This is a genomic window from Dongshaea marina (genome assembly GCF_003072645.1).
Taxonomy (GTDB): domain Bacteria; phylum Pseudomonadota; class Gammaproteobacteria; order Enterobacterales; family Aeromonadaceae; genus Dongshaea; species Dongshaea marina.
Genome location: NZ_CP028897.1, coordinates 1,240,459 through 1,266,517, shown reverse-complemented (window position 1 = coordinate 1,266,517; position 26,059 = coordinate 1,240,459). Strand labels below are relative to the sequence as shown.

The 26,059-nt window shown below is 51.1% G+C and carries 30 protein-coding genes and 1 pseudogene; 12 read left to right on the top strand and 19 right to left on the bottom strand.

Annotated features, from left to right (window positions below):
- Positions 1–7: 7 nt before the first annotated feature.
- Complete coding sequence (locus DB847_RS06310; RefSeq protein WP_108649922.1) at positions 8–805, top strand: hypothetical protein; 798 nt, start codon at positions 8–10, stop codon at positions 803–805.
- Positions 806–1,200: 395 nt separating this feature from the next.
- Here DB847_RS06310 and DB847_RS06305 read toward each other — a convergent pair whose 3' ends face one another.
- Positions 1,201–1,557 (bottom strand): DsrE/DsrF/TusD sulfur relay family protein, encoded by a 357-nt coding sequence (locus tag DB847_RS06305; RefSeq protein ID WP_108649921.1) that lies wholly within the window; start codon positions 1,555–1,557, stop codon positions 1,201–1,203.
- A 312-nt stretch (positions 1,558–1,869) separates the two neighbouring features.
- Between DB847_RS06305 and DB847_RS06300 the strand changes: the two genes are divergently transcribed.
- From DB847_RS06300 to DB847_RS24265, 3 genes are all read left to right on the top strand, one after another.
- Complete coding sequence (locus DB847_RS06300) at positions 1,870–2,913, top strand: CNNM domain-containing protein (RefSeq protein WP_108649920.1); 1,044 nt, start codon at positions 1,870–1,872, stop codon at positions 2,911–2,913.
- Between the two features lie 229 nt (positions 2,914–3,142).
- Positions 3,143–4,126, top strand: coding sequence for a zinc-binding dehydrogenase (locus DB847_RS06295; RefSeq protein ID WP_199911752.1), 984 nt, complete (start codon positions 3,143–3,145; stop codon positions 4,124–4,126).
- A gap of 257 nt (positions 4,127–4,383) precedes the next feature.
- A complete protein-coding gene (locus DB847_RS24265; RefSeq protein ID WP_159084426.1) occupies positions 4,384–4,545 on the top strand; it encodes a hypothetical protein in 162 nt (53 codons plus the stop codon).
- 147 nt (positions 4,546–4,692) lie between these two features.
- Here DB847_RS24265 and DB847_RS06290 read toward each other — a convergent pair whose 3' ends face one another.
- The 9 genes from DB847_RS06290 to DB847_RS06255 all read right to left on the bottom strand — a co-directional run bounded on the left by DB847_RS06290 (position 4,693) and on the right by DB847_RS06255 (position 12,997).
- Complete coding sequence (locus DB847_RS06290; protein WP_159084425.1) at positions 4,693–5,184, bottom strand: ester cyclase; 492 nt, start codon at positions 5,182–5,184, stop codon at positions 4,693–4,695.
- Between the two features lie 145 nt (positions 5,185–5,329).
- Positions 5,330–6,487, bottom strand: coding sequence for a nucleoside phosphatase (locus DB847_RS06285; protein ID WP_108649918.1), 1,158 nt, complete (start codon positions 6,485–6,487; stop codon positions 5,330–5,332).
- Positions 6,488–6,607: 120 nt separating this feature from the next.
- Complete coding sequence (locus tag DB847_RS06280; protein ID WP_108649917.1) at positions 6,608–7,381, bottom strand: substrate-binding periplasmic protein; 774 nt, start codon at positions 7,379–7,381, stop codon at positions 6,608–6,610.
- Positions 7,382–7,525: 144 nt separating this feature from the next.
- Entirely contained in the window at positions 7,526–9,145 is a 1,620-nt protein-coding gene (locus DB847_RS06275; protein ID WP_108649916.1) for a methyl-accepting chemotaxis protein, read from the bottom strand.
- Positions 9,146–9,340: 195 nt separating this feature from the next.
- The gene (locus DB847_RS06270) at positions 9,341–10,153 is read right to left on the bottom strand and encodes a carbon-nitrogen hydrolase family protein (protein ID WP_108649915.1); all 813 of its coding nucleotides are present in this window, start codon (positions 10,151–10,153) and stop codon (positions 9,341–9,343) included.
- Complete coding sequence (locus DB847_RS06265) at positions 10,153–10,641, bottom strand: LeuD/DmdB family oxidoreductase small subunit (protein WP_108649914.1); 489 nt, start codon at positions 10,639–10,641, stop codon at positions 10,153–10,155. The genes DB847_RS06270 and DB847_RS06265 overlap by 1 nt, the downstream gene beginning before the upstream one ends.
- Positions 10,634–11,908, bottom strand: coding sequence for an aconitase/3-isopropylmalate dehydratase large subunit family protein (locus DB847_RS06260; protein ID WP_199911751.1), 1,275 nt, complete (start codon positions 11,906–11,908; stop codon positions 10,634–10,636). Before DB847_RS06260 ends, DB847_RS06265 begins: the two co-directional genes overlap by 8 nt.
- A gap of 193 nt (positions 11,909–12,101) precedes the next feature.
- Positions 12,102–12,392: a hypothetical protein gene (locus DB847_RS24820; RefSeq protein ID WP_199911750.1), complete on the bottom strand. Its 291-nt coding sequence runs from the start codon at positions 12,390–12,392 to the stop codon at positions 12,102–12,104.
- Positions 12,392–12,997, bottom strand: coding sequence for an isocitrate lyase/PEP mutase family protein (locus DB847_RS06255; RefSeq protein WP_199911749.1), 606 nt, complete (start codon positions 12,995–12,997; stop codon positions 12,392–12,394). Before DB847_RS06255 ends, DB847_RS24820 begins: the two co-directional genes overlap by 1 nt.
- A 220-nt stretch (positions 12,998–13,217) precedes the next feature.
- On the opposite strand from DB847_RS06255, the gene DB847_RS06250 reads away from it, so the two are divergent.
- From DB847_RS06250 to DB847_RS06240, 4 genes are all read left to right on the top strand, one after another.
- The gene (locus tag DB847_RS06250) at positions 13,218–14,387 is read left to right on the top strand and encodes an amidohydrolase (RefSeq protein WP_108649912.1); all 1,170 of its coding nucleotides are present in this window, start codon (positions 13,218–13,220) and stop codon (positions 14,385–14,387) included.
- 91 nt (positions 14,388–14,478) lie between these two features.
- The gene (locus DB847_RS06245; RefSeq protein WP_108649911.1) at positions 14,479–14,916 is read left to right on the top strand and encodes a PPC domain-containing DNA-binding protein; all 438 of its coding nucleotides are present in this window, start codon (positions 14,479–14,481) and stop codon (positions 14,914–14,916) included.
- A 197-nt stretch (positions 14,917–15,113) separates the two neighbouring features.
- Positions 15,114–15,269: a DUF5993 family protein gene (locus tag DB847_RS24815; protein ID WP_199911748.1), complete on the top strand. Its 156-nt coding sequence runs from the start codon at positions 15,114–15,116 to the stop codon at positions 15,267–15,269.
- Positions 15,270–15,281: 12 nt separating this feature from the next.
- Positions 15,282–15,827 carry a disulfide bond formation protein B gene (locus DB847_RS06240; RefSeq protein ID WP_108649910.1) on the top strand — a complete coding sequence of 182 codons (546 nt, stop codon included), beginning with the start codon at positions 15,282–15,284 and terminating at the stop codon, positions 15,825–15,827.
- Between the two features lie 198 nt (positions 15,828–16,025).
- On the opposite strand, the gene DB847_RS06235 is transcribed toward DB847_RS06240, so the two are convergent.
- A complete protein-coding gene (locus tag DB847_RS06235) occupies positions 16,026–16,334 on the bottom strand; it encodes a hypothetical protein (protein ID WP_108649909.1) in 309 nt (102 codons plus the stop codon).
- A gap of 290 nt (positions 16,335–16,624) precedes the next feature.
- Between DB847_RS06235 and DB847_RS06230 the strand changes: the two genes are divergently transcribed.
- Entirely contained in the window at positions 16,625–17,356 is a 732-nt protein-coding gene (locus DB847_RS06230) for a hypothetical protein (RefSeq protein ID WP_108649908.1), read from the top strand.
- A 50-nt stretch (positions 17,357–17,406) separates the two neighbouring features.
- A complete protein-coding gene (locus DB847_RS06225) occupies positions 17,407–17,601 on the top strand; it encodes a YwbE family protein (protein WP_108649907.1) in 195 nt (64 codons plus the stop codon).
- Between the two features lie 29 nt (positions 17,602–17,630).
- Here DB847_RS06225 and DB847_RS06220 read toward each other — a convergent pair whose 3' ends face one another.
- Complete coding sequence (locus DB847_RS06220; protein WP_108649906.1) at positions 17,631–18,524, bottom strand: LysR family transcriptional regulator; 894 nt, start codon at positions 18,522–18,524, stop codon at positions 17,631–17,633.
- Between the two features lie 97 nt (positions 18,525–18,621).
- Here DB847_RS06220 and DB847_RS06215 point away from each other — a divergent pair, with 97 nt between their 5' ends.
- Entirely contained in the window at positions 18,622–19,650 is a 1,029-nt protein-coding gene (locus tag DB847_RS06215) for a zinc-binding alcohol dehydrogenase family protein (protein ID WP_108649905.1), read from the top strand.
- A gap of 29 nt (positions 19,651–19,679) precedes the next feature.
- Here the strand turns inward: DB847_RS06215 and DB847_RS06210 are convergent, their stop codons facing one another.
- From DB847_RS06210 to DB847_RS25950, 4 genes are all read right to left on the bottom strand, one after another.
- The gene (locus tag DB847_RS06210; protein ID WP_108649904.1) at positions 19,680–20,414 is read right to left on the bottom strand and encodes an MBL fold metallo-hydrolase; all 735 of its coding nucleotides are present in this window, start codon (positions 20,412–20,414) and stop codon (positions 19,680–19,682) included.
- Positions 20,415–20,579: 165 nt separating this feature from the next.
- Entirely contained in the window at positions 20,580–21,797 is a 1,218-nt protein-coding gene (gene lhgO / locus DB847_RS06205) for an L-2-hydroxyglutarate oxidase (protein WP_108649903.1), read from the bottom strand.
- A 56-nt stretch (positions 21,798–21,853) separates the two neighbouring features.
- Positions 21,854–22,354, bottom strand: coding sequence for a carbon starvation induced protein CsiD (locus tag DB847_RS25955; protein ID WP_267897744.1), 501 nt, complete (start codon positions 22,352–22,354; stop codon positions 21,854–21,856).
- Positions 22,333–22,797: a carbon starvation induced protein CsiD gene (locus tag DB847_RS25950; protein ID WP_267897743.1), complete on the bottom strand. Its 465-nt coding sequence runs from the start codon at positions 22,795–22,797 to the stop codon at positions 22,333–22,335. The genes DB847_RS25955 and DB847_RS25950 overlap by 22 nt, the downstream gene beginning before the upstream one ends.
- 147 nt (positions 22,798–22,944) lie before the next feature.
- Here DB847_RS25950 and csiR point away from each other — a divergent pair, with 147 nt between their 5' ends.
- Positions 22,945–23,661 carry a DNA-binding transcriptional regulator CsiR gene (gene csiR / locus DB847_RS06195; RefSeq protein WP_108649902.1) on the top strand — a complete coding sequence of 239 codons (717 nt, stop codon included), beginning with the start codon at positions 22,945–22,947 and terminating at the stop codon, positions 23,659–23,661.
- A gap of 70 nt (positions 23,662–23,731) precedes the next feature.
- On the opposite strand, the pseudogene DB847_RS06190 reads toward csiR, so the two are convergent.
- The 3 genes and pseudogenes from DB847_RS06190 to DB847_RS06180 all read right to left on the bottom strand — a co-directional run.
- Positions 23,732–23,839 (bottom strand): annotated as a pseudogene (locus tag DB847_RS06190) (4a-hydroxytetrahydrobiopterin dehydratase); the annotation flags it as partial.
- 122 nt (positions 23,840–23,961) lie between these two features.
- Complete coding sequence (locus DB847_RS06185; RefSeq protein WP_108649901.1) at positions 23,962–24,813, bottom strand: queuosine precursor transporter; 852 nt, start codon at positions 24,811–24,813, stop codon at positions 23,962–23,964.
- Positions 24,814–24,820: 7 nt separating this feature from the next.
- Entirely contained in the window at positions 24,821–25,387 is a 567-nt protein-coding gene (locus tag DB847_RS06180) for a helix-turn-helix domain-containing protein (RefSeq protein ID WP_108649900.1), read from the bottom strand.
- Between the last annotated feature and the right edge of the window lie 672 nt (positions 25,388–26,059).

Genomic DNA, 26,059 nt, shown 5'->3' with positions numbered 1-26,059 from the left:
AGTCACCATGAAATACTCTATCGCGATCAGCCTGTTACTCAGCTCATCGATTGCTCTGGGCGCCCCGGCAAAGCTGACTTTCAAGCTCCCTGCCATTGCGGAAAAACACCACCTCTATTACCACGAGCTGCTCACACAAGCACTGGCCAAGTTGGATGTCGCACTGACCATAGAGATCCCCTACCAGAAGCTGTCACAAAAGCGCATCATCAAGATGGTGGAAAATAATCAACTCTCATTGTTCTGGCAGTTCCAGACCCGGGAGCGGGATAAGCGGCTGACCCCCATTCCTGTCTCATTGACCGATGGCATGATGGGACAACGTATCTTTCTGATCCCTAAGGGAGCACAGCCAAGTTACAGCAAGATCAACTCACTGGCCGATCTCAGAGTCAGTGGTCTGGTTGGCGGCTTTGGTGCCAACTGGTATGACATCAAGGTATGGCGCTATAACCGCCTACCCTACTATGTCAAAGATGGCGAGTGGCGCGCCCTATACAAGATGCTCTCCATCGACCGGGGGATCAACTACTTCTCCCGCGGCTTCAACGAGATCCTTACCGAAGCCAGCTTGCATCCGGATCTTGAGATAGAGCAACACCTGTTGCTGATCTACAACCGTCGCTATCAATTTTATCTGAGCCCTCAGGCGAGTCAGCATCAAAGATTACTGGAAAGGGCTCTGCTCAAAGCGAAGCAAAGCGGCTTAATGGAGCAGCTGATCCGCAAACACTGGCGGCAAAGCTTTGCACAGCTAAAACCTGAGAAGCGCCTGAAGCTCTACCTCAAGACGCCTCCTGAGTAACGCCTATTCTCATCGTAAAGTGATTTGGATGTTGCTTACTCCAACCTGGATAGCCTGTGAGTCATTAAGCCCGTTGCCAGCATGGGCGTAGTTGCTTCGCAACGTAGCGAGAGCAATGGACTGGGAACAGGAAAGGGCTACCAGGATGGTAGCCGCTGGCATCGAGCATACAAGGTTAAGTTGATCCAGAGCAACGCGCGCGAAGCAGGGTGGAATTGCTTCTTAGCAATAGAACGAGAGGCAGGATGCCGAACTGGGAGGATGCCCATGGATGGGTATCGCTGAGCTGGAAAGGAGCCTCATGGAAGAGGCCCGGAGTTGCTGCATGGCGCACATGACTCATAGATTGTCAGAACAGGTCGATCACTTTTCTTTCATGACTGGTATGACGCCCTCTAAAAGGTCAGTACCTTATCCACCTCCAGGGTCCAGGCACAAAGCTCCGGCAGGGTACCAATCGAGATTCCCTCAATCAGAGGAAGCTCACTAATCCCCCGGGCATCGGCGCAGGTTTTACACAAGCGGATCGGAACATCCTGGGCACAGAGGATCTCCAACATCTGCTGAATATTGTACCCCTCAGCCGGACGTTGCGTGCTTAAGGCCGAGGTCACCGCATCAGACATCAGAAACAATCTAAGTTCAACCGCCCTCTCCTCCTGCTCTTTGAGCGCAATCCCGAGACGCAAGGCATTAAACAGAGACTCTGTTCCGTATGACGCTCCATTGGCAATAATTAAAATCTTTTGCATCCATCTTTCCCAAAAGGCTGATTCATCCAAATTATTAGCCCTGTTGACCCGCCCTATGTCAGGGCCTGCCAGAGCTCAGGTGAACCATTATGACAAGAGTCCGCGGCAGATGCTTGAGAGAAATAGAGGGCGGTGTCGCAAATCAGGGCAAACCCTCCTCAAACTCTGTTGCTCTTTCGTGATTAGTTGCTCCCACTCAAAGGAGTGCTCTCATTGCACTTAAAGAGCTCTTGCAACCGCGGCTCTGCTATGCGAAAAATGCGATATACGCTTTTTCAGCGTTAGCCAACACACATCACATGAAGGTCCAACGTGCTACTACTATTGATCTACCTGTTACTGGCAATCCTGTTCTCCTTTATCTGTTCAGTTCTGGAGGCAGTGCTGCTGAGCGTCACCCCAAGTTACATTCAGCTCCAGCAGCAGAGCCACCCCAAGGTGGCAGGAAGGCTGGCGCGCCTTAAAGCCAGTATCGACCAGCCCCTGGCGGCGATTCTGACCCTGAATACCATAGCCCATACTGCGGGTGCCGCCGGTGTCGGCGCCCAGGTCGCTTTCCTTTATGGCGACAGCTATCTCGCGGTCTCCTCGGCGATCATGACCATACTGGTGCTGGTACTATCCGAGATCATTCCCAAAACCCTGGGAGTCACCTACTGGCGTAAGCTCGCTCCTTTCGCATCCTGGTTACTGCCACTGATGATCAAAGCTCTCTACCCCTTCGTATGGATGAGCGATCGCATCATCGCTCGTATCGCCAAGGAGGAAGATCTCTCCAATTTCCGGGCCGAGATCGCCGCCATGGCGGAGCTGGGTCAACAACAGGGGGTTCTTAAGGCCGAAGAGTCACAGGTATTGTGCAATTTGCTACACCTTGAAACGATCCGCGCCACCCGGGTGATGACCCCGCGCGCCGTAGTTCACCGTCTGGAGCAGTCACAAACAGTTGAGCAGTATCTGGTGCACATGGAGCGCCCCTTCTCCCGGATCCCTCTGTATGAAGGAGATCCCGATAACATCATCGGCTATGTCCGCAAACAGGATCTGATGTATGCGGCCCTCAAAGGAGAGGTGGCGCAGCCTCTGGCAAACTATCAGCGGGAGCTACTAATGCTGCCAGACAGTGTCAGTGTCCTGCATGCCTATAAACGCCTGCTCGCCGCCAATGATCTGATCGCAGCCGTGGTCAACGAATATGGAGAGGTACAGGGCATCATCACCATGGAAGATTTGATCGAAACCCTTCTTGGCAAAGAGATCGTCGATGAAACCGATACCCATAAGGATATGCAGCGCCTGGCTCGCTCACGCTGGCTACGCCATCTGCGCAACAAGAAACATACCTATAGCCAGTAACCAATGACAGCCCCCGCCCTGACGGGCGGGCCTCACCTTGAGACTTGAACTTAATCTCCCCCTGGGATACCCTTCTTTGTTTGCCAGACAGCTAAGCCTCTCAAGGCCCTAACAGAGAACCGATCATGCCCTCCTCAACGATGAAAGCCGTGGTGACCACAGGTCACGGTGATTACGATAAGCTCCTGTATACAGATCTCCCTCTCCCAGAGCTGACCCCGGGGATGTATTGGTCAGGGTTCTGGCTGCCGGTATCAATAATACCGAGATCAATACTCGCTTGGGCTGGTACTCCTCCTCTGTCAGTAGCTCCACCCAGCAGAGCTCACAAGATGCTTGTCAAACCACCACAACCCAGGATGGTGGCTGGAATAACAAAACACCGTTTCCCCTCATCCAGGGAACCGATTGTTGTGGTGAGGTGGTTCAGCTCACCCAGGGGGTTGATCAAACTTTGTTGGGTAAGCGGGTATTGATCCGCCCCTGCATTCGAAGCTATGGATTTGATTCCTGGGAGCACGTCTGGATGGCTTCTGACTTTAATGGCGCTTTTGCCCAATACCTGAAGATCCCGGCCAATGAAGTGTTTCCCATCACTTGTGATTGGAGTGATGCCGAGCTTGCAACCATCCCCTGTGCGTACGGTACCGCCGAAAACATGCTGGAGCGTGCCGGCTTAACCTCAGGGGAAACCGTCCTCGTCACCGGAGCCTCGGGAGGAGTTGGCTCGGCCACCCTGCAGCTGGCGAAACGCAGGGGCGCCAGGGTGATCGCCATTGCCAGTCGGGACAAGCACCCGATGATGGCTAAACTTGGAGCCGATCTCCTGCTGGGCAGAGAAGCAAACCTGCTGGCAGAGCTTGGAGAGCAATCGGTCGATCTGATCGTCGATAATGTCGCGGGTAATGGATTTGCTACTCGTATCAAGCTACTCAAACGCGGTGCAAGACTGGTTTCATCGGGCGCTATCTCGGGCCCGATTGTAGATCTGGATATGCGAGATCTCTACCTGAAAGATCTCCGCCTCATCGGTACCACAGCCTGGGATGAAGCGGTTTTCCCGAATTTGGTAAACTACATAGAGCAGGGAGAGATCATCCCTCTTCTCGCAAAAACTTTTCCCCTTTGCGAGATTGTTGAGGCGCAAAAAGAGTTCCTGATGAAAAAGCATGTCGGAAACTTTGTGTTGATCCCGCCCCGGGACGAGGCGTAGGACTAGTAGATCGTTTCAATTGGTTTGTCGCTGCCTGAATATCATTTGAGGCCACGCAGTGAATACTTCCGTGTATGCTCGACGCCAGCATCCATGCTGGCAACGGGCCTAAATGATATTTCAGACACCCGTGAAGGGATCGTTAAACAACATAGGTCAAATGCTCTGAAATGATGTACTAGGCTCCCGGGGTTTGCTGGACACAGCGAATGGTTTTCAGTACAAAGGGGGAGTCAAGCCTAGCAAGGGATAAGAAAATGCGTATCCGTCTCCTTCTCACCACAGCCAGTGTCGCTTTATTCATCACGGCCTGCAGCAGTGCCCCCCGGGTCCACAGGCCACGCCGCCCGGTAGCAAGGCCAGCGCCTCGCCCGGTGGTCGTGGTACCAGCTCCAGCACCTTACCGCCGCTACCCATAGCCCTCGCTGGCATCAACGACTCGATGCCATGATTGTCACTTGTGACTCCCTCCCTGAGAGTAAAGTCACTACCAAACAAAAAAGATAGCAAAAACGCCCCGATTAAGGAGCGTTTTTCTATGAATATGCAGAGATCTTTAATGAAAGCTAGGCCTGCAGTTTTTTGAGCATATCGTAGATTGGCCAGCTCCCCCATGACTCAGCAATAACCCCATGCTCCAGAGTAAAAAACTCCATCGCTTCCCAGCTGATTTTCTTATGGGTCGGCCCAACCCCAAAGAAGGTACCGGTATTGACCCCGCTAAAGGTCACTCTGACTGCAACCACACCGTGATCAGCCACAACCGAATCCACATGTGCTGTCAAGTCGGTAAATATTTTATGCGCCATTTTTAAAATATGGACGGCATCCTGATTCGACCTTGCACCATTTGGGCTGTGCTCAATATAGTCCCTTTTAAAATGCTCCAGAACGTATTGATAGTTCTGCTTATTATAAGCCTGCTCAAAAAATTTAATGACAACCTGCTTATCTATATTGTTGTCTGTGGCGGCATTAGCCATTTGAATGCTCCCCATAGATAATAACAACGCAGCAATGAATAAAAATCGTCCTTTAAAAATCATATCTTCCTTCATAGTCCTTTGATGATCCAGGAACCTTCGAAGATACACCTTCATCCACTACTTTTCGAATCGGCCCCGTCACCGACTTCCTCTTTTGAGCATGGAGGAGCAAAGTCTCACCAATTCCGCACGCTTCATTGATAATCGCCGCTGTGTCTCACCGAAGGGGTTGATTCAGGCATCCCTTCTTGCTCCAGCGGCATAGCAACTTGCCGCTATTACGCAGACAATCGGTTGCATTACAGATAGCCGCCCCCAGAGTCCAGCTGGCCCGGGCGATCTCTTTAGAGCGAACCCCAAGGCTTTGTAAAAACTCAGGCAGATAGTTCGCCCGGTAACAAGCCGTTTGAGGCTGATAGCACTTGCCGCGCTGCTCACAGCACTGCTGAATATCACTACTTTTCATATATTCAAAGGCCCCGGTCAGGATCCACCGCTCAACATCCGCTTTAGCGATCGGGGTACTATGATAGGTCCCATAGCCCTTCTCACCCAGGTTATAGGGATCGAACATCCCCTGAGGGGTCCTGATACGGATCCTGGAGCGACAGTTTGCTGGCTGCCAATCCCGATGTTCAAGCCCTACCCCATAGGCACACATCTTAGGAAAGCCCAGGGTTTTGGGTGCCTCATCCTGGCCCAACCCCAGGTAAGAGTAGCTATAAAATTTCACGGATTTACCGCGGATCTCAACGGTTTTAGCCTGTTTGCACTCCGGACAGGGAAACGCCACCTGGGATGAAGCTCCTCCCATCTCGACAATACCAAACCTATTACTTGGCTGGGAGCGTCGAACCGCTATCCAGGCATAGAGCCCCTCTTCAAAGCCACTCAGGGTGCGGGTTTGGATAGGAACATCTTTTCCCAGTTTTGCCTGAAGCCCTTGATTAAGCTTTTGCCACAGCTCGCGGCTGCGCTCCCTGTGTCTCTGCTCGGCGATCCGCATTCCTGCGGTGGCCAGAACCTCGACCGAGGTCACCCGACACAGTTTTTGCCAGTCAAAAGCGCTCCAGCGAGGATCGCCCTTAGAGTTCAATGGGCCAGGCTGGCGAATCGCATCCAAGGCTCCCACCACTGCATCCACCACAGCATCCGCATCTTGCCAGTTTTTACCGCGGAGCTCCCGAACCGGGTCGGCAAGAGCCGCCACCTTGGGGCCGGAGTGGGCAAGCCAGGATTTTCCCTGTTGCTGGTAGATATAAAGCCGGGTCCCGCTACTTCCCGCATCATAGATAATTTGGCAATTAGATTGAGCCATAGCACTGGTGCTGATCAATATACTCAGCAGCAGGATGTAACCCGATTTCAAAAACATTTGGCTTCCCACAGTTCGAGTCTTAAGCTCCGGTAATTTTCTCACGATATGACCTCATCACAGAGGAAGGGGATCACACTCTCAGACTCTGCTCTGCATCATGCTCTGCTGAAAATACCTTTAATCCTGAGAGAGAGTTGGGTATTTCGAAAGGATATGGGGATATTCCGAGGAGCTCATGATCTTGTGTATAGAGTCACGAAGACTCTCCTCCATTTGTGGGGGTGTCATGGGGTTCAGGGCAAAGTACAGCTTCTTATTAAACAGGGTATAAGCCGCCGTCACCCCGGACGGTGATAGCTCTGAGGATTTAAGTAAAGCAGGTACAGAGTTATAGTTTACCGCCCACAAATCGATCTTGTTTTTACTCAGCATCTCGATGAGCTTATAGGGATCATTACTTCGATAAAGCTTCCATTGAGGAACCCCCATCTGCAGCAACACCTCCTCTGCAATATCGTTTCGAACCACCCCGATCCGATACTGAAGTATATCCACCTGAGAATTGATCACTATGCTATTTTGTTTAAGAGCCAACAACACCTTAGGTGAGTTGCCTATGGGGCCAACCCAGTGAAACAGGGATTCCCTGTGAGGGGTTCGCACCGTCGAAAACACCACATACTGTCTGACCTTGCGCGCCAGCTTGTAGGAACGCGCCCAGCTGTGGGAGCGGATATCTAAACTTGCAGGGTCATCACAACCAATCCGTGAGGCCGCCCGCAGCAAATCAACGGCGATCCCTTTGAGATCCCCCTCTTCCTGGTAGTTGTAGGGCGGGCTCTGCTCGGTCACATAGTGGAGCTCGCACATATCCTGCCCGGCCCTGACCGGGAGGACAAAGAGAACCACCAATAATAGGCAAATAAACGCAACGAAGCTGGCCTGGATCATCAGATGATCATCATCCTGTGAAGTTCCTTAAAGTTTAGCAAGCTTCCGGGCACACGAGGATACTGGCCAAGTCCAGATAAAAACCCGTCTCAGGCCGGGTGGCCCAAGCGGCAGGCGTGAGCCCGGCGACTCACGCCATACAAGCTATACACGGAAAAAGTCTATTTGCTGACGCATCCTCTCGCCCTGCTCCAGCAGCTCATCCGTTGACTGACGAGCACTGACGGTCTGCTCCAGAGTGTTACCCGCGATGCTGTTCACCTGATGGATCGAGCGGTTGATCTCAGATGAGACGGTATTTTGCTCATCGGTAGCGGTTGAGATCTCGACCATCATCTGGTTTACCTGCTCAATCGCAGAGGCGATCTCCTGCATGCTCTGGCTACTGAGCTCAATAAAGGTTGAGGTCTGCTCCGCCTGCTGGCTGCTGTTCTTAATGGTGCTCACCGCCTTATCTGTCCCCTGGTGGAGCTGGTTGAGCATCTCCTCAATCTCATTGGTTGATTGCTGGGTTCTCTGGGCCAGGCTTCGAACTTCATCAGCCACCACAGCAAAACCACGCCCCTGCTCACCGGCCCTGGCGGCCTCAATGGCCGCATTCAGCGCCAACAGGTTGGTCTGATCGGCGATTCCCTTGATCACATCCAAGATGGTGACGATTTCGTTGCTCAGTGACTTAAGACCATCAATAGCATCGGACGAGGCCTGCATCTCCTCCACCAGCCGCTGGTAGCCCTCTTTACTGTTGCTGGCATGCTCCAGGGCCTCATTGACCTTGTCATGCACATTTTGCGATGAGTCCGCTGCCGCATTGGTATTGGTTGCAACCAGCGACAAGCTCGCCGTCATCTGCTCGACCGCTGTTGCCACCTGATCGGTCTCCTGAAGCTGGCGTTCGGCTGAAGAGTGAACCGTATCCACTACCCCGGAGAGATTACTGGTGTTATCAAACACCTGAGTCGCAATCCCCTGCACATCGGTCACCACCGCCTGCAGGCGGCCGATACTCCGATTCAGAGAGTTTGCCATCTGTCCGGCTTCATCCTTCTGATCAATAGGGCAAGTCTTACTCAAATCCCCCTGCTCAAGATCCTGGGTGGTTTTCATCACCGCATTGATGGGGGTGGTGATCCTTCCTGCAATAAACAGCGCGATCAGGGCTGCGATCACAATAAAGACCACCAGGGCGCTAAATAAGATACTGTTGCTGCGAGCCGTTGCTTTGGCAATCGCCCGGTTGATCTCTTCGGCCTCCTGAAACGCCTGCTTCTTTACCGGAATAAACAGTGGCCAGATCGCCTTACGGGCCGGAAGGATCTGCTCAAAATAGATAGGTCCGGTATCTTCTTTTGCCTCCACGCCCCTGGCATAGTTTCGGTGGGCATCACTATAAGCCTGGGCCGTCTTAATCAGGTCATTGACCAGTTGAGGATCGGCCGAAGAGAGCTTCTTAATCACGGCTAAAATATCCGGCAACTCTTTTTCATAACGCCTGAGCTCAGCGGTTGCCCCATCAATCTGCGGCTGGCTCTCAAAGCGGACACCGGCATCCAGCTCCCGCATCTCCAGCGCCGTTCCTTTAAGGTTCGACTCCAGCTCACCCAGGGCCTGGGTCAGCTGAAACGATTGGGAGTAAAAGCTCTGCTGGAGTCGGTTAATACTCAGGAGCTGGTGACTGATAAACAGGCTGAGAATAATAAACAGCACTACCACCGCCAAAAAACCACCCAGCAGCTTCTTGCGTAACGAGAGATCATCAAACATATGGCTTCATCCCTGACTATGCCCTTGTGTTGAGCGTAGCAGAGGATAAAGCATGCATCCTGCTTCCACAGCGCTATTTCAAGTAAGAGCGAAGCAAAGATGAGTGCTTCACCATAACCTATTGATACCAAAGAATAAGGTCAAGAACATCTATATAAGGATTCGGAAGTTCAATTTGCAAAAACCGACAGCGGGCTAAAAAAATCGAGTCGCCAAAGGGCCCGCAGTCGCCGCTAAAACCGGATACTCATCTCTCGCCTTTTCTACCAAGCTGAGATCTATGGTTTGGGTGACAATCTCAGATGATGTGGCAGCCTCAACCAGCCGTTCTCCCCTGGGAGTCATGATCGAGCTTCGTCCGGCGAGGGATGAAAAGTCGCCACCATGCTCACTTTGACCACAAGAGCTCATCATCACCATATATTGCTGATTTTCCAAAGCCCTCACCTGGCAGATACGCTGCCAGTTATCGACTCTGTGTTGACGAATCGCTGATGGAACAATGATGAGGCGCGTTCCATTTAAAGCATACTCACGAAACATATTCGGAAAGTGGATATCATAGCAAATAGCAAATCCCACCCTGCCCCAGGGTGTCTGGCATATCACCAGGTGTTCACCTGCAACAAAATACTGCTGCTCATTGACTCTGCGGATCTGATGAATCTTGTCATAACGGGCGCGGAGCTCCCCCTGCGGATCAAGGCAGTAGAGACGATTGCGCATTTTTCCTGAGGCTCTATCCCGCACTCCAAACGATCCCGTCAGCCAAATATTGTATCTCTTAGCAAGATTCTTCAGACGACAGACCACCAGCTCCTCCTCCTGCACCAAGTTCACTGCCAGGCTGAAATCAAGAGGAAGATTGCATAGTTCAGGAAAGACCGCCCACTCGGATCCCTGTCCTGCTGCGATGCATAGCATCTCTTCGAGGGCACACCACTGCTGATCAATATCCAGTTCACAGCATCCACTTTGGATCAGAGAAAGTGATAATTGGTGACGCATCACGCTCCCTTAGCCTGCTGCTGCAAAAGATTCATCAAGCCACCTGATCGGATCAAAGTCTTTAGATTCGATGGAATAGGAGAAGCCTGAAATACCAACTCCGATCCCTGGACAGAAATTATGGCCTGTTCCAGGTCGATACTGACTTGCAGCTCATCCTCCAGCCCCTTGTTATCCTCCAAAACCAACAGTGGCAAGCCAAAGTTAAAAGCATTTCGGTAAAAAATTCTGCTGAAAGAGCATGCAATCACGGCCTGAATGCCCAAATGCTTTAGCACATAGACCGCCTGAGCCCGCGACGAGCCACAGCCAAAGTTCTCATCTGCAACCAAAACATCGCCGGGTTGAACCCGCTCGGAAAAGCGTGTCACCTGACTTTCCAGGCAATAGCGGGCAAGCTCCGGAATGGGGTATTTCATCGCATAGCCTGGAGCCAGAAGATCCGTATTTATATCAGCACCCAGGCGCCATATTCTTCCTTTAGCCATGGCTGACCTCACTTTGCTCAATAACCCATGGACTTATCTTTGCGTGAATCGCACTCGCGGCAACCGTATAGGGTGACGCAAGCCATACCCTGGAGCTTGGGCTTCCCATCCGCCCTGTGAAATTACGGTTCGTGGTTGAAAGGCAGCTCTCTTCATCGGCTAACACACCGACGCCATAACCGCTACAGGCACCGCACCCCGGAGGTAATATCTGTGCTCCGGACGCAAGCAGTACTCTTAACAGCCCCAGCTGCTCAGCCTGCCGCATAATCTTCTGCGAAGCCGGGCACACCAATAATCGGGTTGCAGGATGAACCTTCTGCCCCTCAAGCACCCGGGCCGCCATCTTCAGATCCTCCAACTTAGCGCCGGTACAGCCCCCGATGTAACACTGATCCAAGTGAGCCCCCAGGTGATGGGTCAATTCATCTGCATTTTTTGGATCGCCAGGAAGCGCAATTTGCGGTTTAAGTCCACTCAGATCGAGCTCCATCTGTTGGTGATAGCCTGCGTGAGAATCGCTCACCCAGCCAAGATAGGAGGGATCGATATCATGCCCCTGGGCTTTCATATAGTGGTGAGTGACCTCATCGGGATTAATGATCGCTGTCATCGCGCCTATCTCAGGTGCCATATTCGTTAACACCATGCGTTCCTCCATTGGTAACCTCTCAACAACGGCTCCCTGAAATTCAAGGACCTGATCTGAGGATATCTCCAGAGTGCGAGCCAGGTAGAGCGCGATATCCTTAGCACATACACCCGGTTGTAACCTGCCATTGAGCGTCAGCCGGATCACTTCAGGTACCCGCTCCCAGGTTTTACCGCTGACCAAAACACCTGTTGTATCTAAATCACCATAGCCACACATAAATGCCCCGAAAGCACCTGCCGTCGGCGAGTGAGAATCACCGCCAACGGCAAACATACCTGGCTGTATATACCCCTGTTCTTCAAGAACGATGTGACACACACCCTCACGATCATGTAACCGGGTGCCATAGTGGCGAGCAAAAGCACCGGCAGTGGCCACGATTTGAGCACTCTCACGATCATAGGGCGTCACGAAGTGATCGGTTATCACAACTACTTTTTTGGGATCCCATGGGCGAGCATTGAGCAGCTCAAGCCTGGGCCACCAGCGGCGCGGCCCACTGGAGTCATGCGCCATCAGGCAGTCAACCTGGCACTCGATGATCTCCCCAGGAATAAGCTCACTCTTACCTGAGGCATGAGCCAGGATCTTTTCAACTATATGTTGCCCCATGTTCATCTCCATTTGGAATCGATTTGGTTTGAAGTTGTTATCACACAGCTGAAGTCAAGATCCATTGCTCACATCCTCAGCAAAAAGATCCGAATAAACACAGCCTGTCTTCAGCGTAAGAGCGCTAATCACGGCATCGCACTTTCATAAGTCGTGAAGAAGAGATACATGGCGCCCGAGAGAGATAGCACGCTTATAACCCTTCAACCGCCTTTCCCTGAGCCAGGATATCCTGACGTTTCGGGGTAATGGAGGCCATGAAAGACTGAGTCTCCAGCATCTCGTTGAGCTGCTGGATATCAAACATCTGATCGCGCATCGAGTTGCTGGTCCCTTCAGCCTTGAGGGTGGTTAAAAACTGCTGCGCCATAAAACCGAATGCTCGGGTCAGAGCCGTGGGATAAAACACCAGATCAAAGCCATATTCCTGAGCGAGTATGGGTGACACAATCGGAGTCACTCCCCCTTCAACCTGATTCAGCATCAAGCGAGTCTTACCTGAAAAGGCACGACCAATCTCCCTGAGTTGCTCCAAATCGCCAGGCGCCTCAACAAACAACATATCGGCCCCGCCTCAACATAGGCATGAGCCCGGGCTAATGCTGCATCAAACCCCTCAACAGCAATCGCATCGGTCCGTGCAATGATCAACGTATCCTCACTGCGCCGCGCCTGCAGCGCAGCATCAAGCTTAATGAGCATCTCTTCACTGGAGATGAGTGATTTCCCCTTAAGATGGCCGCAGCGCTTGGGAGTCACCTGGTCTTCGAGCTGAATGGCCGCCGCCCCCATCTTCTCAAACAGGCGTACCGTTCTGTGGGTGTTTACCTCATTACCAAAGCCAGTGTCGGCATCCACAATCACTGGAATTTCGACCCGTTCGCAAACCCGCTCCAGGGTCGCCGCAACCTCTGTCATACTCACCAGGCCCACATCCGGCCGTCCCAGCTGGTGATAAGCGATATTGGCACCTGAAAGATAGGTCATGGAAAATCCCGCTTGCTCAATCGCCAGTGCCGATAGCGCATTAAAGCAACCGGCAGCCAGTACAGTCTCATCAGAGCTCAATTGTTTTGTAATTGAAGTCATAAAAAATCCTTATTTATCATTAGGGACAGTTCTATTAACTCCTTGTAATTTATGCGTATACTGACTAGTTTTGAATCAATTAATTCTGACCATTTTGTTAGATTTATTAACAAATAGAGGCACTACAATCTAAACCAACGCAGAAGAGCCCTAAAATCAACATCAGATATAATCACGAACCTGTTACACTCCTTCCAGCCCTTCATATTCAGGAGTCCCCATGACTATCGATACCTCCCGTCTCAAAGCGATCGCCGCAGAACTCACCCTTACTCGCCATCAGCTTCATCAACATCCGGAGATAAGCTTTGCACTGCATAAAACCAGTGCCCGGGTGAGTCAGTTTCTCCAGGAGTTAGGACTTGAGGTTCATCAGGGACTTGCGCAGACCGGGCTGGTTGCCATCCTCAAAGGCAGCAGGGGTGAAGGTCCCAACATCGCCCTGAGAGCCGACATGGATGCCCTGAATATTGAAGAATCAGCTGAGCACAGTGTTCGCTCTCAGATCCCGGGAGCCAGCCATGCCTGTGGTCACGATGGCCACACCGCCATCTTGCTTGCCACCGCCCGCTACTTATCTGAGCACAATGATTTTGCCGGGACTGTCTATTTTCTGTTTCAACCCGCAGAGGAGGGAGAGGCCGGAGCCCGAGTGATGATAGAGGAGGGTCTGTTTGAGCGCTTCCCGATCCAGGCCATCTATGGGCTACACAATCTCCCGGGCATGGTCGTTGGAAAAATCGCGACCCGTTCGGGAGCCGTGACTGCCGCCGGAGATACCTGGCAGGTTGAGTTTTTGGGAAGTGGAGGCCATGGTGCCATGCCGCACAAGGTCACCGACCCAAGCCTGGCAACGGCCCACTTCATCACCATGCTGCACACCATCACCAGCCGTAATGTTCCGGCCAGTGAGGCAGCAGTGGTCAGTGTCGGCCATATTCATGGCGGGGATATGAACGCCCCCAATGTGATCCCATCTCAAGTCAGCCTGTGTGGTACGGCCCGAAGTTTCACCCCAAAGACCCGGGATATTCTGGAGCAGCGGATCATCGAGCTGGCCAATACCAGTGCCCAGGCCTTTCATTGCAAGGCTCAGGCGAGCTACACCCGGCGCTACCCTCCCACAGTCAATCATCGGCAAAATGCTCAAACCGCCCTGGCTGCTGCACGCAGGGCTGTTGGAGAAGATAAGGTGATTGAGCTCAGCGAGCCCTTTAACTTCTCCGAGGACTTCTCATTTTATCTTGAGAAAATTCCCGGCTGCTTTGCCTTTATCGGCAACGGCGAGAACTGTGCCGGATTACATACCCCGGATTATCAGTTTGATGACTCGGCGATCGAGACCGGAATGCGCTTTTTCATCGAATTGATCCATGGCGAATGCCAATAGCGACTCAGGCCTAACTGAACTGGGCGACACGACAGTCGCTCAGTTTTAAAAGTAGCAAAAAATCCGAAACTTCACTCCATCGAGGCTTTACATGATCACCCCTATTGCCACCCGCCTGACCAGAGGCGCAGATCTCAAACAGAGCATTCAACAGCTGGTCACCCGCCATCAGATCCGGGCAGGAAGCATCGCCTCATGCGCCGGCTGCTTATCCAGGCTGAACATCCGTTTGGCTGGTGCCGCACAGACTCTCAAACTCTCAGCCCCACTTGAGATTGTCTCTGTGATGGGCACCCTGACCCCTCATAATCAGCATCTGCATATCTCTGTGGCAAATGAAAAGGGTGAGGTCCTAGGTGGGCACCTGCTTGAAGGTTCGATTGTCGATACCACCGCCGAGCTGATAATCCATAGCTATTCGAACCTTGTCTTTAGCAGGGCCGCAGATCCGCAAACCGGATATACTGAACTGGAAGTTTCTGAAGGCTGCCAGCAAAATACAGCTCCAGAGAGCAACCTAAGCCGGTAAACTCAGCCGGCTGTTTGATGGCAAACTTGATGAAGGCTCCCATTTGATCGACTTGCTACGAGAGTCCCTCACTCGTTTCGGGCACAGCAAACCAATATCGCCATGATATCTTGGAATATTCTCCTCACCTTTTCAGTTCACTCCTACACTTAATCAAGAGAAATCCCCAACGAGATGAGAGACAAGGAGTGTGACTCATGATGTCGTTAATTTTTTTGATCCAGGCCCTGGCCATGATCGCCGTCTTTGGCAAAAAGACTAGCATTGGGTACCTCCTGTTTGTGGTGAGCCTGATCCTGGCGGTGTTCTGGTTTGCCCATCATGCCACCGATCCCCTGACCATTTTGCTCTAAGGAGGCTTGATCATGTTTGATATCCTGACCCGCCCCCTGAATATTCTGGCCCTGTTTTTGCTCAGCCTGGTGCTCATCGCAGGTTTGGTCTTTCAGTTTATCCTCAATGAGCTCCCCTGCCCCCTGTGCCTGCTGCAGAGGGTTGGATTTGCCGCCGTGATGTTTGGATTCCTGCTCAATGTGGTCGAGGGCCCCCGCAAACGCCACTATGGTCTTATCCTGGTTGCCGCCCTGTTTGGTGCCGCCGTGGCCCTGCGCCAGATCTCTTTGCATGTGATCCCAGGCACTCCCCCTTACGGCAGCGCCATCCTGGGCCTTCACTATTACACTTGGGCCTTTGTTATTTTTTCACTGACCATACTGGGTACAGCCATTTTACTCCTGCTCTCCACCGATGAGCCGGTCATCGCCCCGCAAATGGGGATGATTGCAAAGATGGTATGCCTGCTGGCAATCATCAGTGTTCTCCTGACCTTCATCATGACCTTTATCGAGTGCGGCCCCTATCAGTGTCCGGATAACCCGGTGAGTTACTGGCTGCTCCAGGAATTCTTATAAAGCCTCACAGCTGATGTGATGAGATAAAAGCGATGGAGCCACACATCGGGTGGCTCCATCGGTGTCCCGGATACAGTTGTGGGGCTCCCTGGGTCATCACTCACATACCAGGCTTGAAACTCTAGCTCCCCATGACTTGAGCCAGGAGCAAGCTAAACCTCCCTAAGCTCTGGAGGTACTCCTTAGCCCTGAGCAGCTTTAGCGGCGGCGATCATCCTCATCATCTTCGTCATCATCTGCCTTTTTCTTGGGCTCACCACCAAACATGCTGGCAATACAGTAAGCGATTCCTCCAATGCAGCAGATCGCGATGATCTCCAGAGCCAAGACCTTGACGGCGATCTTCACCCACATCTGCTCAATTGCTTCGGGAATACTCAGCATAAAGCCAAAATGGATCTGAAACATTCCGGCATCGGTATTCGCCGGACTTGCCGTCCAGGGTGGAAATAGCACTGCAAAAAATATCAATAACAGCACTACAATCAGAATTATCTTTTGCGCCATGACCCCGCTCCCCAATACAGGCTGCTGCTTTCAGTATCAGCGGCGACTGCTATTTATTCAATTTGAGCTCTGTCACAAGTTGATACAAAAGTCATGCCCAGGGCACCTTGTTGCCTAATTTTATTTCAAAATCCGTAGAACGTGTGTCCTCTAAGGACTCGCTTTGACAACCACAGTTCAAACCACCGACTGTAAGCACTGTCGATTTTCGGCAATTTCTTTCCTGACATTAGCGCTTCTAATAGAATCCAAACGCAACCAGGCCATAGCTAGCAGGAGATCAGCGAAACATGACTGATGACGTATCGAACGATGAGCAAAAGATCATCGATGAATTAAAACCTATTGAGTGGCATGGTGCTCTGATCGCGCTAAACAAATATGGGGAGCTGTTTCTCCCAAGTGGGCATGAAAAGAAACATTGGGACTACCTTAAGGGCAATATCCCCCAAACCGATAACCTAAGGCTCCAACAAGATACAGATTTTTTCTACCGTCACGGACCTGAAGTTTACAGGCGGATGACGTTTTTTGCGGAGGAGTCCGCTATTGACTGCACATCTAAAGGTAAAAGTGAGCCTGAAGTACAAACCATGATTGCAATTGAGCGTGTATTAGCCCGCTTATTGGAGTATGACTTTGTCAGCAGAGAGCGAGCAAAGGTGGTAAGTACGATTGGGGTCGATAAAGTCACACTCACAGAGAAAGGCCTAGAAACTTCATTAATACTGATCGCACACCGCAATACCGAAAAGCAGATCGCAATAAGTGCTAATCATTTCAGCAAAACTAGAGCCATTGCTTATTTAGGTTTTGCCCTTTCTCTTTCCCTAGAAGTCCTTAAAATATGGGACTGGATTAAGCCGAGCATCCATCCCACCTCAACTGTAACCACGTACTCGAAATTACAACTCGACCCCGACTCTGTGATGAAGCCACAAGCACCTAGCATAGCTAAATTGAAGCTGACCAAAGAGGCGAGCTCACATACTCACAACAGCGATAAAAGCAAAATCGGTTAAAGCCTCATCCTTAGGCTATAATGCCCGGACATCATACGATAGGGGTAACTATGTCCGTACCAGGTAGAAAAGAGATCCAGCCCGGAAGCCGGGTTGCGATTGTTCAAAAACAGGATCAACGCAGTGGCAAGCTGACCGAAGGGGTAGTACAAACCCTGCTGACCAAGTCCCCGACTCACCCCCACGGGATCAAGGTTCGCCTCGAGACCGGAGAGGTCGGCCGGGTGCAACAACTTCTCGAATAACCCTACCTGCCTGGGCAGGTGCTCAGGAGCTATTCGAGCAAAAGCTGGCACTGCTCACGCAGATAATCCCGAAGTTTCAACACCACGGGGGTCACCTTGGCCCTTGAGGGGCAAATAAGGTATAGCTGAGTCGGCTCCTGCTGGTAATTTCCCAAAAGCTGCACCAGCCGCCCGGCTTTAAGATCCGCGGCGATATCCAACTTTGACTTAAAGGCAATCCCCTTGCCGGCCAACGCCCAGCGGTGCACCACCTCACCATCATTGCTGACCCGGTTCCCCACAACCTTGATCTTATAGTGACCCTCGTTGTCACGAAATTTCCATTGATCATGGGTTCGGCTACCCAGCTGGTACAAGAGTGCATTATGGGCCTCTAGCTCCTCCGGATACTCGGGAGCGCCATACCGGGCGATATACTCTGGGGAGGCACACACCACCCGCTCAATCGAAGAGATTGGCAGCGCAATCATCGATGAATCCTCCGGCCAGCCATAGCGCAGCGCCACATCAACTCGCTGCATATAAAAATCCACCAGGGCATCACCCAGGCTCAGGTGCAATGAGAGCTTGGGGTGTAACTCCATCAGCTGATCCAACCAGGGCAGCACAAAATTTCGCCCCAGATCCGAAGATACCGACAAGCGGATCTCACCGGACATTTCCCCACCCGGTTCATCAATGGCTGCTCTTGCCTGCTCCAGGCTGGCAAGAGCTGTGCGGCAGTGTGCCAGAAAACGCTCCCCCGGAGCGGTGATCCTGAGCTGGCGGGTCGAGCGAATAAACAGCTCACATCCGAGCTGCTGCTCCAGACGTTTGAGCGCGGCACTGGCCGCAGCAGGAGTCATATCCAGAAGCTGAGCCGAGCGGCTGATCCCGCCGGTATCCGCGATAGAGACAAAGAGTTGCAGATCTTCGACATTCATAATCAAATATTTTTTGATAGTGTTTTAAATATTACCCTCTTTTTAGTGTAAATAGCTCGGCCGATAATGTCATCCATACTCACCGAGGAGAAAGATAATGAAAGCCGTTGCCTATCAACACTGCCTGCCAATCCAGGAACTAAAGTCACTGCTCGATATTGAGCTGCCAACCCCACAGCCAGCCGGGCGCGATCTCCTGGTAAAAGTTGCAGCTGTCTCGGTGAATCCGGTCGATACCAAGGTACGAAAAAATCGACAGCCTGATCTCGCTCATCCCGGGATCCTGGGCTGGGATGCGGTTGCTGAGGTGGTCGCGACCGGGGATGAGGTCAGCGCTTACCGGGTTGGAGATAAGGTTTGGTACGCAGGCGATCTGACCCGTCCCGGCTCCAATGCCGAATATCAGCTGGTTGATGAAAGAATTGTTGGACACAAACCAAAATCACTGAGCAACGCAGAGGCCGCCGCGATCCCTCTAACCGCCATTACCGCCTGGGAGCTACTGTTTGATTGCCTGGAATTTAAAAATCACCCCTCCCAAACAAAAGATCCCGAGTGCAGACTATTGATCGTCGGAGCCGCAGGGGGCGTTGGCTCAATCCTGACTCAATTAGCCGCTCAACTGACATCGGCCACCATCATAGCAACCGCATCCCGCCCCGAAAGTCAGCAATGGGTCAAGACTCTGGGGGCCGATCATGTCATAGACCACAGCCGCCCGCTGCGTGAGGAGCTTGAGAAAGCAGGTATCGGAGAGATCACCCATGTCATCAGCCTGACCCACACAGAGCAACACTTTGCCGAGCTGGTTGAAGTGATGGCCCCTCGTGGCAAGCTCGCCCTGATTGACGACCCTGAAAACGGCCTGGATATCATGTTGCTGAAACCTAAGTCGATCTCACTGCACTGGGAGATGATGTTCACCCGCTCCATGTATCAAACCGCCGACATGGATAAACAGCGGGAGCTCCTTAACCGAGTTTCCTCCATGTTTGATCAGGGAATACTCAAGAGCACTCTGGGGGAACATTATGGCAGCATCAATGCCACCAGCCTCAGGCGAGCCCATGCCCATATAGAATCCGGTAAGGCGATCGGCAAAATCGTGTTGGAAGGCTTTAATTAACTCAGGTACAGCGAGTGAGGTGATGCACCTCACTCGCCTTCTTGTGCAGGCTCATCCATGGCGCACTGCTGATTTGCAGGCACCGCCTCTTTGATTTTTTTTGGCAGGGGAAGGTTAAGATGATTCATGATCTCGATAAAGGCTTCCCGGGAGCGCCCCTGACCTAACCTAAGGTTCCAGCGCTTCTCTTCACCGATACTCGACATGGTTCGACCATTGTAATCATGGGCCGGATACACCCGGGTTTCATCCGGCAGGGTAAAGAGCTTTTTGGTCACACTGTCATAGAGGGCACCCGGATCACCCTCTTGGAAGTCGGCTCGGCCACACCCCCGGATCAGCAGGGTATCGCCGCTGAATAACATGCCGTCCACATAGTAGCAGGTACACCCCGAGGTATGCCCCGGGGTGGCTATCGCTCTTATCTGATGCTGCCCCAGGGGCAAAGAATCGCCCTCCTTAAGAGAGATATCGGCCCCGGCAATATTCGCCGCCGCACTAAAGCCAATCTTGGCTCCGGTCTGCTGGCGGATCTGCCCCGAGGAGGTAATATGATCGGCGTGCACATGGGTTTCGAGAGTAAACATCAGTTGAACCCCCAGCTCCTCAATCAGCCTGAGATCACGATCAAGCTGCTCTCGCACAGGATCGATGAGTAGTGCCGCACTTGTCACCGAGTCAATCAGCAGATAGGTATAGGCACAGGACTCAGGATCGAACAGCTGGCGAAGCTGGAGGCTGGGTTGTGTGAGCGGCAATGACATAGCGACTCCTTACGAAACAGCAATCATCGAGAAGGATGATAACGCTTCACTAAGCCTAGTCAGCCCCATCCATTCGTGCCAGTCGCGCTTTTCCCCTCTCAGGCCCCCAAGAATACTGGAGTCAATACTCCCAGAACTTATAGGAGTCCCCCTTTCACTGGTCAATTAAAATAGCAGCTCGCCATGTTTCTCTACCTGACGACAGATATAATCACCTATCGGTATCGCGGAGGTCGCCGCAGGCGATGGTGCATTACACACATGAAGTGATCGCTTGGTATTCACAAATAAAAAATCATGGACCAGGCTACCATCCCTGAGAACCGCCTGCGCTCTAACTCCCGCAGGATAAGGGCGAAGATCTTCAAGCTTGAGGCTGGGGCAGTATTTTTGAACCTGCTTGAGGTAGCCGGGTTTCCACCAGGAATTTTTGGTCTCGGTAACTCCTGTCGAAAAGTTATTCTTTAAGACCCTCCAAAACCCTCTGAAGCAAAGCATATCCCAGGTGTCTCGCAAGCTAAGATTAATCTTGCCATAGCCTTCCCGCTTCCAGCCCTGCACCGCATTTGGCCCCACGGTCACCGAGCCATCAATCATTCGTGTCAGATGAACGCCTAGAAAAGGAAGCTCAGGATCTGGAATAGGGTAAATAAGATGGTTCACAATATGATTATGCTGCGCAGCTAAACGGTAGTATTCACCCCGAAAAGGAATGATCTGAAAATCAGTTTTGATCCCTAACATTCTGGTCATGCGATCCGCCATCAGGCCGGAGCAACTAATGAGGTAGCGGCCCCTGATCTGCTTTTGCTCTCCCTGCTGCTGGTAACACACTTCAATATGACTCTTACATTCAGTAAGACCGGTGACTTTCGCGTTTAAAAAACTCACGCCTCCCAACGCCATGAAACAATCCGCCATTTGAGTGGTCAGCCTGCGATAATCAACAATCCCGGTCTGTCTGACAAAGATCGCTCCGAGTCCATTAATATGTGGCTCACGCTCCTTAAGCTCATCAGAAGTAAGTAACTCAGCCTCGATACCATTTTTCAGGCAACGCTGATAAAGAGCCTGCATCCTCTCGACTTCAAGAGGGCTGGTCGCAACCAGTAATTTGCCACACTGCTCATAAGGGATCTCATGCTTTTGACAAAAGTTGATGGTCGCCGCCAGTCCCTGACGGCAAAACTGGGCCTTCAGACTTCCTGGCGCATAGTAGACCCCGGCATGGATCACGCCACTATTATGGCCCGTCTGATGTTTGGCAAATCGGTCTTCTTTTTCCAGTAATAGAATCCGCTTATCCGGGTATTTCTGCTTAAGCTGCCAGGCCGTTGAAACCCCAACAATGCCACCACCGATGATAATGTAATCAAACTCCATAGAGTGCCACTTCTTATTCCGTTAAAAGAACAGGTGGCAAGCCGCCACCTCACTGATTAGCAAAAATGTCCGCGTTGCCGTAACAGCTCACGGCGTAGACCAGGGCTTTCGATAAACTTATCCCGACCATGCAACCAGCAGTGATTCTGCACCACGAGCATAGATCCAACCGGCACCTGAACATTAAAGACATATGGATCATTCTCCAGTGACTCTCCCAGCTGGTGCAGATACAAGCCTTGTGCTAAATTCTGCGGCTCCGCGAATTGATCGATATACAACATATGGGGCCTGCCCTGGCAGTCCTCTTCAAAAAAAACCGAATGCTCAACCTTACAGGTTACATTTTTACTGGGAGGAGCTCCCCATGGAATCGCCTGTTTCGCCAGGGGGTGATGATAAAACCTCTCCAGCTCCTGCCAGTCATCCAGATGAAGTAATCGGGAATCGCCCCCCAGCATATTTTCCTCTGCCAGCTTCATCATGAGTACAAAATCAGTCCGCTCATCCACATAGGTCCCATCGTTATGCAGCTCTAGGGGCGGTGGGCCTGACACAGGTAACTATCACTATCATCACTGTTTTTTACCGTAAAGCGCGCATAATATTTACCATACATGGCATCAAAATTTGGCATTCCGATAAGATGGGAGATGGCCGTAGAAAGCTGGATATAAAACTCGGTTTGCCCTTCAAAAGACTCCAACGGACTCTCTTCAACCTGCAACAGAAAAGCCCCCTGCTCACGCCTACCCAGGATCCCCCTCAAAGTAAGTCGTAAGCCGTAATTCGATAAAGCATCCAACCGCTCAGCCAGGACAAAACGTAAAAATGGCTTGTATTCCAGCGCCTGGACAGGCCACTGCAGGCACTCCTGACGAAACTTCTGAACCAGGTCGTGACTGAGAGTGATGACCTGCAACCGTTCATTATCTGTAAAAGTCGAAACCTTAAACCCTTGTGCATCAAGCTGCTTACAAGGTGAACCCAGAGTATCCATACTTTGCTCCTTGAGTCATACGAAACCAATAATGGCGACAGAGCAAAATAATGTCGACATTATTGCACATTGTCAACAATCCTTTTGCCTTAGCGCCATCGATTCCGCTAAAATACGCTCGATAAAGTAAGCCATGAAGAGAATAAGATGACGCAAACGCCCCAACTCCAATCGGTTATCACCAGCGAAAACTCAGGGAGTCAGGCCCTAAAGCTTCTCAAAAAAGATATTTTGAGTGGCTACTTCGCCCCCGGCGAAAAGCTTAAAATGGCTCGCCTTAAAGAACGCTACCAGGCAGGTGTCACACCTTTACGCGAAGCACTATCGCAATTAATCACTGAGCAGCTTGTCGAGGTCGAAAATCAGCGGGGATTCAGGGTCACTCCCATCGGTCTTAAAGAGATGCTAGATATCTATGAGATCCGTGCCGATATAGTAGGCCTATGCGTACGTAAGGCGATCGAACGGGGTGATGATATCTGGGAGGCAGGTATTCTGGCTGCGGCTCACCGGTTAAAAAAGGCCGGTGATCTACAAAGCAAAAGTCAGCAGGAAATAGAGAGCTGGGAGCTGATCCATCACGAGTTTCATGACGCGATTGTTCGGGGCTGCGCTTCTCCAACATTATTACGCATCCACCAGGAGCTCTATGAGAAAGCGTCGCGCTACCGAAATTTATGGCTTAAACATAATATGGCAAGCAGCACAGTCTTTGAGGCGAACCAAAAAGAGCATGTCGCTCTGGTGGATGCTCTGCTGGCACGCGATCCAGACAGAGCAGAAAGCCTGCTCAAAGCCCACTACCTTAGTGCCTGCCAGGAGCTGCAGCAAACCCTGCCAGAGCTACTAAAACGCTCTCAGTAATCTGAGCTACACTGCCAGGCCATAGAGCTGTGAGCCCTCCTTTAAAGAGTCAACTCACAGCCCTCAGCGACTAATCAAACAGGTGATCACACTTAACCGCACAGATAAAATCATTCTTATGCAGCCCCTGGATGCTGTGGGTCCACCAGGTTACTGTGACCTTCCCCCACTCGGTCATCTCACTAACCTGGGTGGATCACACCAAAAGATGCCACGTTCAGGAGTCGAGACAGCGCTCATTGATGCACTTTGTCCTGTATCCAAAACACGAACAGCCACATCCTTGTGACCGGAAATCTTCTATGAGGGGATCGGGTTTCCCTGCCTGAATTTAGCCTTCGAATACCAAACAAACAGGTAAGTACAGGGTGAAAACAGGGCTACTAAAGCGATTTTTAACAGATACATAGTCGAGACGATCAACAGGAAACGATACGTGATCCCATGATCAAGCCAGTGATGCACCGTTATCGATAATGAAATAATCAGCTGACAGGCCAGCGCCGCCAGAACACAGCGAAGCCATAGAAAACGGCCCAGAAAAAGCGACTTGAGCTTAGTAAATACCAGCGCATTCAGGTAGTTAGAAATCAAAAAGGCGATCGAAAACACAAGCAGATAACCAACTGACTTGGAGAAGACTTCCTGAATCACCTGGTAGTCACTCATATACTCCCTTGGCATGCTCACAAGCCAAGCAATAACAATAGCCGCTCCCAGGATGATTCCTGTTGAGATGTAAATCGTCTTTCTTGAATGTTCGGCTCCAAAACTCTCATTAATCACATCCAGCAGCATCAGTCCGATCGGATAAATAAAGATCCCTGCAGGGAAGTGGATCCCAAACAAGGTAATCGAGGTCATGGACGAGACCAGCACACTAATCAGAGAAAAAAATGAGAACGCGATACTCAACCCACTGAGTAGCTGTACATTATCTGACTGGTAACAACTGACAGCCTTTCCATTTGCTTTTCTGAGCACAAGGCCTGTTTGCTTACTCGAACGAGTGATCCGCTCGATGTCTGCTTCATTGAAATATGAAATCATATCTCCGCTGTTCACAACATCGACATCTCTATAAGAAACTTCCCTGCCACTTTGGGTCTTACAGCGAACTATTCCATTTTTAATTGAAATAATTTCCAGCATACCGCATTTACCATTCTCTATTGTTAATGAGCCCGCAAACGTAACCAAGGATCTCAAGATTGTTCAGGTTTACTTTTTGATCTGTAATATGATGCCAGCTAGCCCTCGTGATCTTATCTTTTCGTTGGGATAAAAAGACTTCCTTGCCGTTGCAACACAGGTATAGCCCCGACCCCGTCTTCCTTCTGTCAACAATGATCACCGACCCTACCTGAAGGATCTCTGAGTCAACCAGCATATACCCCTGATAGTCGCCATCCCGCTCCAAATTCTGGTAATCAAGCATTCTAACGTGCCTTGTAAAACCATCATTCGTTATCTCTGATACAGGGACCTCTTGCTCTACTCGCTCGATTCCATCCCCTTCAGGCTCTCCCACACCATGAACCAACCACAGCTCAGTCACACGCAAGGCAGCACAGATAGCAGGTAGATACTTAGCTGGTTTTTTAGCCCCACCTTTGATCCAATACGAAACAGTCCCAGTTCCCACTCCGACTGCTTTAGCGAGATCCGCCTGTGTCATGTGCCGCAACTCCAGCATTTCCGCCAACCGGTCAGAAAAAGTATCCACTTACTACTCCTACTTTATGTTTTTCTATTGACCTAAGGTGTAAATCCCACTCTAAAGACTGCATATTTTAAGTTATTTTAAAGTAGGATTTGACGATGAATTATAATCCACCGTCCTAAAACCTCACAGACTAAAGTAGAAGTTCATGATAGTGAAGCAGTATGTCAATCCTCCATCTCAATCGTTCACGAACCCCTGTGTAGCATCCGGATACATCAAGGCACCTGTCAGGAAGCAGTCCTAAGCAAAAAGTCAGAACGATTAAGGCTCTAAAAGCAGACTCAAACCAGACAGGAGACGCTATCATCCTGTATTATCAATCATGAAAGAAAGGTGATCAGTTTGCTCTAATAATCCATGAGTCATATGCGCCACACAGCAAGTACATCCTGTATGCTCGGTGCCCGCATCCATGCCGCCAACGGGCTAAATGACTCACAGATTATCCTAATAGGAACTCGCTACATCCTGAACACTTAACTACAGGGATTGTTATAAGAGCTTGCCTTGATAGGGGAGTTTTTCAACACTAATCGCTAGCGGCAAGCTAACTTCTCCGCTTCTGCTGCATGACGCCTTCAGGTAAGATAGTAAGACTTTGCTGTTGCACGGACATCAATCATCACCCATGTCCTTATTTCACTCACCACTTGAGCTCTCCCCTTGAGTTAA

What these genes read in the sequence shown, in the direction of transcription:
- DB847_RS24815 (WP_199911748.1), top strand. Translation starts at nt 15,114, where the DNA reads ATGATGTCGTTAATTTTTTTGATCCAGGCCCTGGCCATGATCGCCGTC.
- DB847_RS06310 (WP_108649922.1), top strand. Translation starts at nt 8, where the DNA reads ATGAAATACTCTATCGCGATCAGCCTGTTACTCAGCTCATCGATTGCT.
- DB847_RS06275 (WP_108649916.1), bottom strand. Translation starts at nt 9,145, where the DNA reads ATGTTTGATGATCTCTCGTTACGCAAGAAGCTGCTGGGTGGTTTTTTG.
- DB847_RS06185 (WP_108649901.1), bottom strand. Translation starts at nt 24,813, where the DNA reads ATGCTGGAAATTATTTCAATTAAAAATGGAATAGTTCGCTGTAAGACC.
- csiR (WP_108649902.1), top strand. Translation starts at nt 22,945, where the DNA reads ATGACGCAAACGCCCCAACTCCAATCGGTTATCACCAGCGAAAACTCA.
- lhgO (WP_108649903.1), bottom strand. Translation starts at nt 21,797, where the DNA reads ATGGAGTTTGATTACATTATCATCGGTGGTGGCATTGTTGGGGTTTCA.
- DB847_RS06290 (WP_159084425.1), bottom strand. Translation starts at nt 5,184, where the DNA reads ATGAAGGAAGATATGATTTTTAAAGGACGATTTTTATTCATTGCTGCG.
- DB847_RS06235 (WP_108649909.1), bottom strand. Translation starts at nt 16,334, where the DNA reads ATGGCGCAAAAGATAATTCTGATTGTAGTGCTGTTATTGATATTTTTT.
- DB847_RS06250 (WP_108649912.1), top strand. Translation starts at nt 13,218, where the DNA reads ATGACTATCGATACCTCCCGTCTCAAAGCGATCGCCGCAGAACTCACC.
- DB847_RS25950 (WP_267897743.1), bottom strand. Translation starts at nt 22,797, where the DNA reads ATGGATACTCTGGGTTCACCTTGTAAGCAGCTTGATGCACAAGGGTTT.
- DB847_RS06260 (WP_199911751.1), bottom strand. Translation starts at nt 11,908, where the DNA reads ATGGGGCAACATATAGTTGAAAAGATCCTGGCTCATGCCTCAGGTAAG.
- DB847_RS06220 (WP_108649906.1), bottom strand. Translation starts at nt 18,524, where the DNA reads ATGAATGTCGAAGATCTGCAACTCTTTGTCTCTATCGCGGATACCGGC.
- DB847_RS06215 (WP_108649905.1), top strand. Translation starts at nt 18,622, where the DNA reads ATGAAAGCCGTTGCCTATCAACACTGCCTGCCAATCCAGGAACTAAAG.
- DB847_RS06225 (WP_108649907.1), top strand. Translation starts at nt 17,407, where the DNA reads ATGTCCGTACCAGGTAGAAAAGAGATCCAGCCCGGAAGCCGGGTTGCG.
- DB847_RS06230 (WP_108649908.1), top strand. Translation starts at nt 16,625, where the DNA reads ATGACTGATGACGTATCGAACGATGAGCAAAAGATCATCGATGAATTA.
- DB847_RS06285 (WP_108649918.1), bottom strand. Translation starts at nt 6,487, where the DNA reads ATGTTTTTGAAATCGGGTTACATCCTGCTGCTGAGTATATTGATCAGC.
- DB847_RS06305 (WP_108649921.1), bottom strand. Translation starts at nt 1,557, where the DNA reads ATGCAAAAGATTTTAATTATTGCCAATGGAGCGTCATACGGAACAGAG.
- DB847_RS24820 (WP_199911750.1), bottom strand. Translation starts at nt 12,392, where the DNA reads ATGCTGAATCAGGTTGAAGGGGGAGTGACTCCGATTGTGTCACCCATA.
- DB847_RS06240 (WP_108649910.1), top strand. Translation starts at nt 15,282, where the DNA reads ATGTTTGATATCCTGACCCGCCCCCTGAATATTCTGGCCCTGTTTTTG.
- DB847_RS06265 (WP_108649914.1), bottom strand. Translation starts at nt 10,641, where the DNA reads ATGGCTAAAGGAAGAATATGGCGCCTGGGTGCTGATATAAATACGGAT.
- DB847_RS24265 (WP_159084426.1), top strand. Translation starts at nt 4,384, where the DNA reads ATGCGTATCCGTCTCCTTCTCACCACAGCCAGTGTCGCTTTATTCATC.
- DB847_RS06280 (WP_108649917.1), bottom strand. Translation starts at nt 7,381, where the DNA reads ATGATCCAGGCCAGCTTCGTTGCGTTTATTTGCCTATTATTGGTGGTT.
- DB847_RS06255 (WP_199911749.1), bottom strand. Translation starts at nt 12,997, where the DNA reads ATGACTTCAATTACAAAACAATTGAGCTCTGATGAGACTGTACTGGCT.
- DB847_RS06210 (WP_108649904.1), bottom strand. Translation starts at nt 20,414, where the DNA reads ATGTCATTGCCGCTCACACAACCCAGCCTCCAGCTTCGCCAGCTGTTC.
- DB847_RS06270 (WP_108649915.1), bottom strand. Translation starts at nt 10,153, where the DNA reads ATGCGTCACCAATTATCACTTTCTCTGATCCAAAGTGGATGCTGTGAA.
- DB847_RS06245 (WP_108649911.1), top strand. Translation starts at nt 14,479, where the DNA reads ATGATCACCCCTATTGCCACCCGCCTGACCAGAGGCGCAGATCTCAAA.